Genomic DNA, 12954 nt, shown 5'->3' with positions numbered 1-12954 from the left:
GCGGCTCAGAAGAAGACGCGGGGATTCATGATCCGCTTGGGGTCCAGGCTTTGCCGGATCGCGCTCAGCGCCGCAACCTCCACCGGGCTTTTGTAGCGCCGGGCCTCCTCGGTCTTCATCGCCCCCAGCCCGTGCTCGGCGGAGATCGAGCCGCCCATGCCCGCGGCGATATCGTGGACGATCCGCGAGCCCTCATTGCGCTTGGCCGAGTGCGCCGCGTCGTCGCCGCCCTCGGGGCGGATCACGTCGTAGTGGATGTTGCCGTCGCCGACGTGGCCGAAGGCGGTGATGCGGCAGCCGGGGGCGAAGGCCTCCATGGCCGCCGTCGCCTCACCGATGAACTTGGCCACCTGGCTGACGGGGACCGAGATGTCGTGCTTCCAGGTCGCGCCCTCGGGCTTCTGGCCCGGCGACTGGTTCTCGCGAACCGACCAGAAGGCCTGGGCCTGGGCCTCGCTCTGGGCGATGGCGGCGTCGAGGATCAGGCTGTCCTCCAGGGCCTTGCCCAGCAGCCGCTCCATGGCCGATTCCGCCGCGCCGGGTTCGCCCGAGGCGATCTCGATCAGCACATACCATGGATACTCGCGGTGCAGCGGGTCGCGCTGGTTCGGAATATTCTTCAGCACGAACGCCACCCCGCGCCGGCCCATCAGTTCAAAGGCCTCGACGGCGCCGCCAGCCTCCTCTTTCGCGCGCACCAGCAGCTGGATCGCCACCTCCGGCGACTCCACCGCCGCCACGGCCGTGGCGCGGCTGGACAGGATCGGGAACAGCTTCAGGGACGCTGCGGTGACGACCCCCAGCGTCCCCTCCCCGCCGATGAACAACTGCTTCAGGTCATAGCCGGTGTTGTCCTTGCGCAGCCGTTTCAGGCCGTTCCAGATCTCGCCATTGGGCAGGACCGCCTCGATCCCCAGCACCAGGTCCCGGGTGTTGCCATACCGCAGCACCGCCGTGCCGCCGGCGTTGGTGGAGACGATCCCCCCGATGGTGGCCGTGCCCTCCGAGGCCAGGCCCATGGGGAACCGCCGCCGCACCTTCAGCGCCGCCTCATGCACCGCGGCCAGGGTCACCCCGGCCTCGGCCACGATCACGTCGTCGAAGGCGTCCACATCGCGGATGGTCGACAGCCGTTCGGTGGAGAGCAGGATCTCGCCCTGCGGAATCTGGCCGCCCACCAGACCGGTGTTGCCGCCCTGGGTGGTGATCGGCACGCCCGCCTCATGGCAGACGCCGACGATCGCAGAAACATCCGCCGTGGTTTTCGGCAGGGCCAGGAAGGGCGTGGTTCCTTTCCAGCGGTCGCGCCATTCCAGCAGCTTGGGCGCCAGGCGCTCAGGGTCCTGGCTCCACCCGCCCTCGCCGAGCACGGCCTTCAGGCGGGACAGGACATCGGCAGGAACGGAGATGGTCATGGCGCTCAGCCTACTCCCGAAGGCCCTAGCCGACAAAGCCCGCCGCGCGGATCAGGCGGTCATTGATGGCCTCCCCCAGGCCCTCGGCGGGGATGGGCGCGACGGCGATGGCCGCGGGCTTGGTGCGGTCGGCGGCGCGCAGGAAGGCGAACAGGTTGGCGGCGGCCTCGCGCAGGTCGCCCGAGGCGCTGAGGTTCAGGACATTGCCGGTCGCCCTCGTGGGCCCGAAGGCGAGATAGGCCTCGCCCGGCGCGGGCGCGTCGGCGTTCAGGCGCACCGGGGCCTCCGGCGAATAGTGCCGCGCCATCCGACCGGGCGAGCGCTTGGCGTCGTCCTGCGCTTCGGCCAGCGGCCCGATCACCGCCTCGATCTGGTCGCGGGTCACCGACCCCGGCCGCAGCAGGCGCGGCCGGTCCAGCAGGGCGACGACGGTGGATTCCAGACCCACGGCGCAGGGACCGCCATCGAGGGCGGCGGCGGCCTTGTCGCCCGTCTCGTCCACCGCGTCGGCGAAGGTGGTGGGACTGGGCCGTCCGGAGCGGTTGGCCGACGGCGCCACCACCGGGCCACCGAACCGAACCAGCAGCTTCCGGGCCACCGGATGGGCGGGGACGCGGATCGCCACGGTCTCCAGCCCGGCGCGGGCCAGGTCGCAGACCACGGTGTCGGTCGCGATGGGCAAGACGAGCGTCAGCGGCCCCGGCCAGAAGGCCGCCGCCAGCTTGCGCGCCCGGTCGTCGAACACCGCCAGCCGCTCGGCTGTCGCGAGATCGGCCACGTGGCTGATCAGCGGATTGAACCGCGGTCGGCCCTTGGCCTCATAGATGGCGGCCACGGCGGCGGGGTTGGCCGCATCTGCGCCCAGGCCGTAGACGGTCTCGGTGGGCAGGATGACCAGCGCGCCCGCGCGCAAAGCCGCGAGCGCCGCGTCTAGCGCGTCGCCGTGAGCTGCACGCTCACCTTCACCTGAGCTGGAATCTGATCGGTCGCCTGCCACTCGCCCTGCCCCACGCCGAAGGCGGTCCGGTCGAGGCTGGTTACACCGCTCATGCGCGCCTTGTCGCCGTCGATCTTCAGGGTGAAGGGCAGCCGCACCGGCTTGGTGACCCCGCGCAGGGCGAGCTTGCCGTGGGCGACATAGCGGTTCTGACCGGCGGCCTCGAACCGGTCGGCGGTGAAGATCGCCCTGGGATGCTGCGCCACGTCAAAGAAGTCGGCGCCCGGCAGGGCCACGTCGCGCTGCGGATCGCCGGTGGCGACGGAGGCCAGGTCGATGGTCACCTTGACGTGGCTGCGGTCCAGCGCGTCCGGCGAGAAGGCGATGTCGGCGGTCCACTGGTCGAACCGGCCCTCCAGCGCCTGGCCGCCCCAGGAGGTGGAGAAGCCAAGGGTCGAGCTCTTGGCGACGGTCCACTTCGAAGCCTCGGCCGGCGCTGCGGCCACCTCGGCGATCGGCGCCGGAACCGCGGCCGGCGTGACGACGGGCGTCACCGGCTCGGCGGTCTGGACGAGAGGCGGCGGCAGGGGCGCGGAGGCGGTGGGCTTCGGATGGATCAGCCAGGCGCCGCCGATGGCGAAGACGACCCCCAGAGCGATCAGCGCCAGGCGTGGCTCCAGCCAGCGGCCGGCCACCGCGCCCGGCACCATGCGGGCCAGGACCGGCTCGTCGCGGCTGAACAGCTGGTGTTTCAGGGCGCCGGCCACGTGCAGGCCGATCAGGAGGTAGAAGCCCCAGCCCAGCAGTTCGTGGGTCTCCTGGGCGACGCCGTTCCAGACCTCGCGGCCCGCAGACGCCATCGCGGCGAAGCCCGGCGCGTGCGGCCAGGGGATCGCGCCCCACAGCACCGTCGGAATGCCGGTCTTGCTGGTGGAGACCATGATCCAGCCGGTGATCGGCATGCCGATCATCAGGACGTAGAGGCCCCAGTGGACGGTCTGCGACAGCCACCGCTCCCAGGGCGCCAGGGTCTCCGGCTCCGGCGGCGGCGGGTTGGCCAGGCGCCAGCCGAGCCTCGCCAGGCTGAGCACCAGGATGGTGATCCCCACCGACTTGTGGAGCTGGATCAGCGCGAAGGCTTCCGGCGTCTTCAGGCCGTGGAAGCGCCAGGGCAGCTGCATCTGGAACAGGATCGCCGCGGCGATCAGCCAGTGCAGGACGATGGCGGGGGTTCTGTAGCGATCCTGGGTCTTCACGAACCCCACCTCGAACAGCAGATCGAAGGCGTCACCGGGATCATCGCGTTTTCCTTGCCAGCCCAGAGGATGGTCCGAGCCGAGCGCGGCTGAAAAGCGGCGCGGGCCTCACGAAGCCGTGACACCTCCGCCTTGGCGCACCCCAGGGCATCGGGGTAGACACCCACCGTACTTCTCAGGAGCCGCCCATGACCTTCCGCGCCCCGGTCCGCGACCTCGCCTTCGCCCTCAAGACGGTGGGTCACTCGGCCCTGATGGGGGAGGCCTTCCCCGACCTGGACGAGGACACCGTTGTCGCCGTGCTGGAGGCCGCCGGCGCCTTCGTTGAGAGCGAGCTCGCCCCCCTCAACCGCACGGGAGACACGCAGGGCGCCAAGTACGCCAACGGCAAGGTGACCGCCGCGCCGGGCTTCGCCGCCGCCTATCAGGCCTTTGTGGCCGGCGGCTGGAACGCCCTGTCGGCCGATCCGGAATATGGCGGCCAGGGGCTGACCGGCGCGCTCGGCCTGGCGGTCTTCGAGATGGTCCACGCCGCCAACATGGCCTTCGGCCTCTGCCCGATGCTGACCCAGGGCGCCATCGAGGCCCTGGCCCTGCACGGCACCGAGCGGCAGAAGCGTCTGGTCCTGCCCAAGCTGGTCTCCGGCGAGTGGACCGGCACCATGAACCTCACCGAGCCGCAGGCGGGCTCCGACCTCGCCGCCGTCACCACCCGGGCCGAGCCCGACGGCCAGGGCGGCTACCGCCTGCACGGCCAGAAGATCTACATCACCTGGGGCGACCACGACGCCGCCGACAACATCTGCCACCTGGTCCTGGCCCGCCTGCCCGACGCGCCTGCGGGGGTGAAGGGCATCAGCCTGTTCCTGGCCACCAAGCGGCTGGTGGACGACGAGGGGAACCTCGGCGATCCCAACGACCTGCGGGCCGGCTCCATCGAGCACAAGCTGGGCATTCACGGCTCGCCCACCTGCGTCATGCTGTTCGAAGGCGCCCAGGCCGAGCTGGTGGGGGAGCTCAACAATGGCATCGCCCACATGTTCGTCATGATGAACGCCGCCCGCCTGCAGGTGGGCGTCCAGGGCGTGGCCATCGCCGAGCGCGCCTTCCAGCAGGCCCTGGCCTTCGCACAGGAACGCAAGCAGGGCCGCGCCGCCTGGACGTCCGACGGCGCCATCTACGGCCACCCGGACATCCGCCGCTCCCTGCTGCTGATGAAGGCCAAGATCGAGGCCGCCCGCGCCATCTGCCTGTCCACCGGCGTGCTGAACGACGTGGCCCGGCTGGCGCCCAATGAGGCCGCCCGCGCCGTGGCCAAGGCCCGCGCCGAACTCTTCACCCCCATCGCCAAGGCCTGGTCCACCGATATCGGCGTGGAGGTCGCCTCCATGGGGGTGCAGATCCACGGCGGCATGGGCTTCATCGAGGAGACCGGCGCGGCGCAGCACTATCGCGACGCCCGCATCGCCCCGATCTACGAGGGCACCAATGGCATCCAGGCCATCGACCTGGTGGGCCGCAAGGCGCCGATGGAGAACGGCGGCGTCATGGACGCCCTGGCCGCCGAGATGCACGAGACCGCGAACGCGCTGTCCGGCATGCCCGGTCTCGAGACCGTCGGCGCCCGTCTGGAGGCCGGCGTCGCGGCCCTGGAACGCGCCACCGACTGGATCCTCGCCAACAAGGGCCCCAACGCCCTGTCGGGCGCCACGCCCTATCTGAAGCTGGCCGGCGATGTGCTGGGCGGCTGGATGCTGGGCCTCCAGGCCCTCGCCCTCGTGGACGCCACTGACGACTGGTCGGCCAGCAAGGCCGCCCTGGCCCGCGTCTACTCAGCCCAGGTCCTGGCCCAGGCGCCGGGCCTGGCCGAAGGGGTCATGGAAGGCGCGGCCGACTATGAGGCGGTCAGCGCGCATGCCCTGGGCGGCTAGGGCGGACTCACGATCCGGCGAGACCCATCAGGGCGGATCGAACGCGGGATGGAAGCTGGCGTCCCCTCTCGCGGGCGGGCCCTTCAGGGCGAGCTGCTGGAAGTACCGATTGGGTTGGCCCTGATAGGTGAGCGTGGGGTCGCTCAGAAACCCGAAGCGGCGGTAGTAGTCCGGGTTTCCCAGCAGAACACATCCCGCGGCGTCCAAGCCTCTCAGGCGATCCAATCCGTTGGCGATCAGGGCGCTGCCGACCCCTTGCCCTTGCATCGGCGGCGCGACCGAGACCGGCCCGAGCCCGTACCAGTCGCCTGGTTGGCCGTCGATACGGACACCAGAGAAGGCGATATGGCCAACCAGCTCGCCCTCGGCGGTGACCGCGACAAGGGAGATGGTCAGGGCCCCGGCCGCGCGCAGGTCGTCAATGACGCGGGCCTCGTCGCCGTCGCTGAACGGCATCGGCGCGAAGGCCGTGGTCGTGAGTTGGCTGATCTCGTTCGCGTCACCGGGACGCTCGGGCTCAATGCGCAGGCGCTCCACGCCAGACGGTGGGCTGGTTTTCAATGGGGAAGTCCTTCAACGGGCATGACGCAGCAATGCGGCCGCTTGCGCGGTCCGCGATGGAGGCTGGCGACACCGTGCGGAGCACGGCGTCAGGGTCACGCAATGGTTGACATGCGGCGAGGCTACGGCGTCGCCGTGGGAGGGTCAACGGGGGGCGAGTTGGCTCACCACCGCAGCAACCGCCGCCCCGCCAGCGCCCCCAGCAACGCCACCACAGCCATACCCGCCGTGTACCAGAGGGCCACGAAGGCCGCGGCGCTCTCGTTGCAGTGGAAGGCGTAGATCCAGGCGCCCATGGCCCCGGCGCAGCCGCCGGCCACGAAGCCCGATAGCACCAGTCGCGTGGGGGCCAGTCCCCGCAGCGCCCAGACCGCGCCCGCGAAGATCGGAAGGCTGAGGACGGCGATCCGCCAGGGACAGACCTCGGCGGAATCCCCCATCAGCATCCCATAGCGGATGACCGGCTCGGCGTTGGCCAGCCGCCACAGCGCCATGCCCCCCACCAGGGCGAAGGGCGCCGCCAGGGCCCAGGCCAGCGAGCCCATCGATCCGCCCGGCCGCGCCACCCGGATCAGGGCCGCGACCAGCACCGCCGAGCAGGCCAGGGTGTAGCCGAACTTCATCCAGAACATCGTCCCGGTCATGGCGTCCATCAGATCGGGCCGCACCCCCAGCCAGACGATCATCAGCAGGGCCGAGAACAAGGCCCCGCAACCGAGGCCGATCAGGATGCGCCGCGTCACCCACCAAGGGGACGCGGGCTCCAGCCCAGCCGACAGCTTTTCGATCAGGTCGTCAGTCTTCACGGCCGCCTCCGAACTTGGAGGTCAGCGCCTTCAGGCCGCGATGGACGGCGACCTTCACCGCGGTCTCTGACAGACCATGCTTCTCGGCGGCCTCGCGGGTCGACAGCCCCTCGACCTTCACGTCGCGGATCAGGGCGCCGGTGCGGGCCGAGACCTGCGCCAGCACGCGGTCGAGATCGCGCTTGACCACCAGGTCCTCGGCGCCGCCGTCGGTGAACAGGTCGCCGGCCTCCTCCAGGGGCGAAGAGGGCCGCACCTTCATTCGCCGCAGATGGTCGATCATCTTGTAGCGCGCGATCGCATAGGCCCAGGCGGTGAAGGGCTGCTGCGGATCATAGGTGGCGCGACGGGTATGCACGGCGATCAAGGTTTCCTGGACGAGGTCTTCGGCCTCCGGCGCTCCGAAGCCCAGCCGCCGCGCATAGTAGCGCCGCAGCAGCCGGCCCAGCTCGGCCAGCAGAGCGCGATGCGCCGCGGCGTCGCCGGCCAGGCCGGCGAGCATCAAGGCCCGCAGTCGTGCTTCGGTCTGGTCCACGTGTCGTCTCAGGTACGCAGGGCCGGGAGGATTGGTTACGCCAGCCTAGCGGAGCCCGCGGCCTCGGCCTACTCCGCGGCCATCAGCGCCGGGTGATCGCGCAGGCTGGGGTCGAGTCCCTTGCCCATCAGGTCGATGAAGTTGTCGCGGTAGAAGCCACGCTTGGCGGCGTCCGAGGCGCCCTCCAGCGCATCGTTGAACCGTTTCAGCGGATTGCGGCCGCCCTCGATGTGCGGGAAGTCCGAGGAGAACAGGCACATCTCCGGGCCCGAATTGGCGATGATCCAGGCGGTGTCCTCGTGCGGATAGGGGGTCACCCGCAGTTGGCGGCGCAGGATTTCGCTGGGTTTCCCTGAAAGCTTCTGCAGCCGCTCCTCCTTGCCGAAGGCCGCGGCGCCTGAGTCCATGAACCGCATCAGGCTGGGCAGCCACGAGGCCCCCAGCTCGATGGCCCCGAATTTCAGGTTCGGGAAGCGGTCGAACACCCCGTCGATCACCAGGGCCGACAGGCTCTGCCAGACCGACAGCGGGATCGCCATGAAGGTCAGCGAGGTGAAGTTCTCCGCCCCGCCGTGGAAGTCCAGCACGCGGGCCCCGCCGTTCTCCAGATAGGCCTCGTGCATCTTCTCCTCGCCGCCGACGTGGAACAGGATCGGCACGCCGGCCTCCTGGGCCACCGCCCACAGGCGATCGAGGCCGCTGTGGCTGGGGGAATGGTGCGGCGGGTGGCGCGAGGGGATGATCAGACCCTTGCAGCCCATCTCGATGGCCTCGCGGGCGATGTCGGCGGCCCGGTCGAGATCGACGAGCGTGACATAGCCGGTGGCCAGCAGGCGGCGGTCCACCGCGCAGAAGTCGGTCATCATCCGGTTGTGGGCCCGGGCGCCGGCGACGGCGAGCTCCACCTCGCCCATCTCCTCCAGCCCGTAGTTTCCGAGCGCGGCGGTGGTGAAGACCAGCTGGCTGGTGAAGCCCAGCAGGTCCAGCGCCTTGGGCCGGTCGGCGTTGCGGAACGACCCCATCGCCTGGAAGTTCTTGCGCAGCAGCAGGTTGGCTTCGTCGCCCGCGCGGAACTCCGGGTCGTCGTGCAGGGCCTGGGCCTTGGCCGACCATTCGACGAGGGTGTTCTTCTTGGCGGTCTTGGCGGCGAATTCGTCGCGGTGCTTGGCCTCCACATAGGGGAGGATGGCCCCGGGAAGCTCCATGACATGACTGTCGGCGTCGTGGATGGTCTGGCCCTCAACATAAGGCATGGCGTTCTTCCCTGATGAGTTCTTTTCTTGTCCCCAGTTCGGACCCAAGCGAACCCGGCGTCAAGCTGTTCGCGCGGCATCCCGCGGCCGTGGCGCGGGACCTGATCGGCACGATCCTCACCGTGGACGGGGTCGGCGGCCGCATCGTGGAGACCGAGGCCTATCACCACGAGGACCCCGCCAGCCACGCCTTCAATGGCCCGACGCCGCGCAACGCCGCCATGTTCGGTCCCATCGGCCGAGCCTATGTCTACCGCGCCTACGGCCTGCACTGGTGCCTGAATTTCGTCTGCGGCGACACGCCGGGCAGCGCGGTGCTGATCCGCGCCCTGGAGCCGATGAGCGGCCTCGATCTGATGCGTGAACGGCGCGGTGCCGAAGCCGCGCGCCTGCTCTGCGCCGGGCCGGGACGCCTGTGCCAGGCCCTGGCCATCTCCCGTGAGCACGACGAGGCGCCGCTGGACAAACCGCCCTTCGCCCTGGAACCTTCGATGCAGGATTGGCAGATCGTGGTGGGCCCACGGATCGGCCTCACCAAGGGGGTGCAGACCCCCTGGCGCTACGGTCTGGCCGGCTCGAAATTCCTGAGCCGGCCGTTCCCGAAGTCGGTCTAGAGCTGGGCCAGCAGGTAGTCGGCGGCCGAGACCTTGAATTCGCCGGGCGCCTCGACGTTGAGCTCCTTCACCACGCCGTCCTCGACGATCATCGAATAGCGCTGCGAACGCAGGCCCAGGCCGAACTTGGAGCCGTCCATGTCCAGGCCCACGGCCTTGGTGAAGTCGCCGGCCGGGTCGGCGATCATCTGGATGGTGTCCAGCACGCCCTGGTTCTCACCCCAGGCCTTCATGACGAAGGCGTCGTTCACCGACAGGCAGACGATGGCGTCAACGCCCTTGCCCTTGATGTCGCCCGCCAGGTCCTTGTAGCCGGGCACGTGCTTGGCCGAGCAGGTGGGGGTGAAGGCGCCGGGGACGGCGAAGAAGGCCACCTTCTTGCCGCCGAAAATCTCGTCGGTGGTGGTGGGCTTGGGACCTTCGGCGGTTCCGGCGATGAGGTTGGCGCTGGGCAGCTTGTCGCCGACTTTGATGGTCATGGTCTCTCTCCCGTGATGGCGTTGGAAACCAGATAAACCCGCCAGGGCGGCGTTCAACGCAGAACTTCTGGGGTCGAGACTTGAAAGCGCCGCGTTCGCCTTCAAACTAGGGAAGATGGACGACGCCACCTTCCTTTGCGGCCAGCTCTTGATCGCCATGCCCGGCATCGGCGACCCGCGCTTCGAGCGCGCCCTGGTGCTGGTCTGCGCCCACGACGAGACCCACGCCATGGGCATCGCCGTGAACCGGCCCGTCGAGGGCCTGACCGTGCCCGACCTGCTGAAACGCCTCGACGTGAAGGCGCAGATCGAGATCCCGCCCGACCTGGTGCTGATCGGCGGGCCCGTGCAGCGCGAGCGCGGCTTCGTGGTCCACACCGACGACTACAGCGCCGGCGACCACAGCATCGAGTTGGGCGGCGGCGTCGCGCTCACCCCCACCCGCGAGGCCCTGGAGGCCATGGGCGCCGAGAATCACCCGCGCCGCGCCCTGCTGGCGCTCGGCTACGCCGGCTGGGGGGCAGGCCAACTGGAATATGAGATCCGCGAAAACGTCTGGCTCACCTGTCCCGCCGACGAAGGCCTGATCTTCGACCCCGACCACGACCGAAAATGGACCAAGGCCCTGGCCAAGCTGGGCGTCGATGCGAGCCTGCTGACGGCGGAGGCGGGCCGGGCGTAGCGCGCACCAAAGGTGTCATCCCGGAGAGCGCGTAGCACTTGTCCGGGACCCAGACGCACGGGGCGTGCCGGAAAGATCAATGAGTATGGGTCCCGGTCTTCGCTGCGCGAAACCGGGATGACACTCGGGGATCAGCCCCGCGCCTTCACCGGCGCCGCGCCGTCGACATAGCTTTCATTGAGATAGACCTCGGCCTCCTGCGGCGACAGGGCCGGCGCGTAGCCGAAGCCCTGGCCGTAGTCGCAGCCCACCGCCAGCAGGGCCTTGGCCATCTGGGCGTTCTCCACGCCCTCGGCGACGACTTCCAAGTCCAGGTCCTGGCCCAGTTTCACCACCGAGGTGACGATCTTCGCCGAACCCTCGTTGGTGGCCATGGTGCGCACGAAGTAGCGGTCGATCTTCAGGGTGTCGAAGGGTAGCCGCGTCAGGTAGCTGAGCGACGAGAAGCCGGTGCCGAAGTCGTCCAGCGCCAGGGCCGCCCCGGCCTCGCGCAGGTTGCCCAGGATCACCGCGGCCCGGTCGGGGTCGCGCATGACGTCGCCCTCGGTGACCTCCAGCTTCAGCGCGCCCGGCGGAAGGCCGGTGTCGCGGCGGATGCGCATGACGTCGGACACCAGGTCGGGCCGGTCGATCTCGCCGGTGGAAAGGTTGACCGCCACGGTCAGGTCGCCGGCGGCCCGGTGGTCGCGGCGCCAGACGGCCAGTTGCTCGGCGGCCTGGCGCATCATCAGGGCGCCCAGCTCGCTCATCAGCCCCATCTCGTCGCAGAGCGGCAGGAACTGATCGGGGGTCAGCAGGCCAAGGCGCGGGTGCTTCCAGCGCACCAGGGCCTCGAAGCCCGACAGCGCCCCGGTCGAGAGGCGCACGATCGGCTGGTAATAAGCCGTCAGTTCGCCGCGCCCGATGGCGCCGCGCAGGTCGCTCTCCAGGGCCAGGCGCGAGAGGCCGTCGGTCTCCATGGTGCGGCCATAGGCGGCCCCGCCGCCCCGGCCGTTGCTCTTGGCCGATTCCACCGCCAACTCAGCCCGGCGCAGCAGTTCGGCGGCCTCGGGCGCCTCGTCGCCGCCCATGGCCTCGACGGCGCCGATGGAGAGGGTGGGGTGGATATCGAAGCCGGCCACCCGCAGGGGCTGCTCCAGGGCCTTGCGCAGGGTCTCGGCCGCACTGATGGCGCGGATAGGGGTCAGCAGGGCGAACTCGTCTTCGCCGATCCGGGCCATCAGCACGCCGGGCGGGAAGGCCGCGGCCATGCGTGAGCCCAGCGCCGCCAGCACCAGGTCTGCGCGCTCGTGGCCCAGGGCCTCGTTCAGGCGGCGCAGACGGTCGAGGTCGGCCACCACCAGTTCGTGGAGGCCCGGGGTCTGCAGGCGCTCGCGGGCCTGGGCGATGAAACTCTTGCGGTCCAGCAGGCCGGTCAGCTTGTCGACGTCGGAGGCGGCGAACTTGGTCTCCGGCGCCACGACGCCGGCGGCGCGAAGCCCTTCCTCCAGCCAGACACCGCGCCAGATGCAGATGCCACCCGAGCGCATCCGCAGGCGTACGGCGATCTCGCTGCCCGGCTCCTGCACGCGCAGCACGTCTTCAGCCAGGGCCCGGTCCTGGGGCATGGCCAGCGCGCGCATGGCGGCCGACGAACATTCAGGGGCAAGGGGGCCAAGGCCCAGGGCGCGCGACGCGCCGGTGATGCGCAGCCGGTCGCGTTCCGGCTCCCATAGCCAGAGGGCCACGTCGGCGGCGCCCAACGCCTCAAGCGTCGTCGTGGCGTCCCAGATCCAACGGTCGTTCGGCATCGCCTCGACTTAACTCTGGCCACGCGCCGGCTAGACCGACACTCCCTGATCAGGCTCCAGCGCCGCGCGAAGCGGCGAGACAAGCCCGAACAGGACATGATCTCGCCAAACGCCGTTAATTTTCAAATAAGCCTTCGCATATCCTTCCTCGCCAAACCCGGCACGGTTGAGCAGTTTCCGGCTGGGTTCGTTGGTGGGAAGGCAGGCGGCCTCCAGGCGATGGAGGGCCAGCGTGCGGAAGGAAAATAGGGTCAGCGCCCGCACGGCGGCCAGGGTTTGTCCTTGCCGGGCAAAGGCTTGACCGCACCAGTAGCCCACCGAGCCCATCTGGGCGACGCCCCGGCGGACGTTGGACAGCGTGATGCCGCCGGTCAGGGCTTCGTCGCTCGAGCGGAAAACGAAGAAGGGATAGGCGCAACCCGCCTCGCGATCACGGGCATAGGCGGTCAGTCTGCGTCGGAACGCCGCGCGGCTCAGATCATCGACCGGCCAGGTTGGCTCCCACGGTTGCAGGAAATCCCGCGAGGCCGACCGCAGTTCACGCCATTCCTCGAAGTCGGCGTTGCGGGCCGGCCGCAGGAAGACCCCCTCGCCCTCGACGCGTAGGCCGCTTTCCGGCGCGATCCAGTCCAGCAGGGCCATGGGGGGAGGGTCGGACTTGGAGCGGGGGGCGTCAAGTGGGGGGATGCCCCCCA

General features: G+C 69.9%; 13 protein-coding genes. 3 read left to right on the top strand and 10 right to left on the bottom strand.

Features of this window, described 5'->3' with window-relative positions:
- Positions 1–5: 5 nt before the first annotated feature.
- Genes Q7J39_RS11080 through Q7J39_RS11070 form a run of 3 tightly spaced genes read right to left on the bottom strand, consistent with a single transcriptional unit; the run spans position 6 to position 3608 of the window.
- Entirely contained in the window at positions 6–1415 is a 1410-nt protein-coding gene (locus tag Q7J39_RS11080) for an FAD-binding oxidoreductase (RefSeq protein WP_304824362.1), read from the bottom strand.
- A 25-nt stretch (positions 1416–1440) separates the two neighbouring features.
- The gene (locus tag Q7J39_RS11075) at positions 1441–2328 is read right to left on the bottom strand and encodes an L-threonylcarbamoyladenylate synthase (RefSeq protein WP_304824359.1); all 888 of its coding nucleotides are present in this window, start codon (positions 2326–2328) and stop codon (positions 1441–1443) included.
- A gap of 17 nt (positions 2329–2345) precedes the next feature.
- Entirely contained in the window at positions 2346–3608 is a 1263-nt protein-coding gene (locus tag Q7J39_RS11070) for a YceI family protein (protein WP_304824355.1), read from the bottom strand.
- A 188-nt stretch (positions 3609–3796) separates the two neighbouring features.
- Here Q7J39_RS11070 and Q7J39_RS11065 point away from each other — a divergent pair, with 188 nt between their 5' ends.
- The gene (locus tag Q7J39_RS11065) at positions 3797–5539 is read left to right on the top strand and encodes an acyl-CoA dehydrogenase (RefSeq protein ID WP_304824351.1); all 1743 of its coding nucleotides are present in this window, start codon (positions 3797–3799) and stop codon (positions 5537–5539) included.
- 27 nt (positions 5540–5566) lie between these two features.
- On the opposite strand, the gene Q7J39_RS11060 is transcribed toward Q7J39_RS11065, so the two are convergent.
- The 4 genes from Q7J39_RS11060 to Q7J39_RS11045 form a co-directional block, all read right to left on the bottom strand.
- On the bottom strand, positions 5567–6076 hold the full coding sequence (locus Q7J39_RS11060; RefSeq protein WP_304824348.1) for a GNAT family N-acetyltransferase: 510 nt from the start codon (positions 6074–6076) through the stop codon (positions 5567–5569).
- Positions 6077–6264: 188 nt separating this feature from the next.
- Positions 6265–6906: a DUF1109 domain-containing protein gene (locus tag Q7J39_RS11055; protein ID WP_304824345.1), complete on the bottom strand. Its 642-nt coding sequence runs from the start codon at positions 6904–6906 to the stop codon at positions 6265–6267.
- The gene (locus tag Q7J39_RS11050) at positions 6896–7441 is read right to left on the bottom strand and encodes a sigma-70 family RNA polymerase sigma factor (RefSeq protein WP_304824342.1); all 546 of its coding nucleotides are present in this window, start codon (positions 7439–7441) and stop codon (positions 6896–6898) included. The genes Q7J39_RS11055 and Q7J39_RS11050 overlap by 11 nt, the downstream gene beginning before the upstream one ends.
- Positions 7442–7509: 68 nt before the next feature.
- The gene (locus Q7J39_RS11045) at positions 7510–8694 is read right to left on the bottom strand and encodes an amidohydrolase family protein (RefSeq protein ID WP_304824339.1); all 1185 of its coding nucleotides are present in this window, start codon (positions 8692–8694) and stop codon (positions 7510–7512) included.
- A gap of 14 nt (positions 8695–8708) precedes the next feature.
- Here Q7J39_RS11045 and Q7J39_RS11040 point away from each other — a divergent pair, with 14 nt between their 5' ends.
- Entirely contained in the window at positions 8709–9308 is a 600-nt protein-coding gene (locus Q7J39_RS11040) for a DNA-3-methyladenine glycosylase (RefSeq protein ID WP_304824337.1), read from the top strand.
- Here the strand turns inward: Q7J39_RS11040 and Q7J39_RS11035 are convergent.
- Positions 9305–9787, bottom strand: coding sequence for a peroxiredoxin (locus Q7J39_RS11035; protein ID WP_304824334.1), 483 nt, complete (start codon positions 9785–9787; stop codon positions 9305–9307). The genes Q7J39_RS11040 and Q7J39_RS11035 overlap by 4 nt on opposite strands.
- Before the next feature lie 115 nt (positions 9788–9902).
- On the opposite strand from Q7J39_RS11035, the gene Q7J39_RS11030 reads away from it, so the two are divergent.
- On the top strand, positions 9903–10469 hold the full coding sequence (locus Q7J39_RS11030; RefSeq protein ID WP_304824330.1) for a YqgE/AlgH family protein: 567 nt from the start codon (positions 9903–9905) through the stop codon (positions 10467–10469).
- A gap of 131 nt (positions 10470–10600) precedes the next feature.
- Here the strand turns inward: Q7J39_RS11030 and Q7J39_RS11025 are convergent, their stop codons facing one another.
- Complete coding sequence (locus Q7J39_RS11025; RefSeq protein ID WP_304824327.1) at positions 10601–12259, bottom strand: bifunctional diguanylate cyclase/phosphodiesterase; 1659 nt, start codon at positions 12257–12259, stop codon at positions 10601–10603.
- Positions 12260–12289: 30 nt separating this feature from the next.
- A complete protein-coding gene (locus Q7J39_RS11020; protein WP_304824324.1) occupies positions 12290–12901 on the bottom strand; it encodes a GNAT family N-acetyltransferase in 612 nt (203 codons plus the stop codon).
- Positions 12902–12954: the final 53 nt, after the last annotated feature.

The organism is Phenylobacterium sp. (assembly GCF_030651185.1).
Classification (GTDB): domain Bacteria; phylum Pseudomonadota; class Alphaproteobacteria; order Caulobacterales; family Caulobacteraceae; genus Phenylobacterium.
The sequence above is the reverse complement of the archived record's forward strand: the minus strand, read 5'-3'. Positions and strand labels throughout refer to the sequence as shown.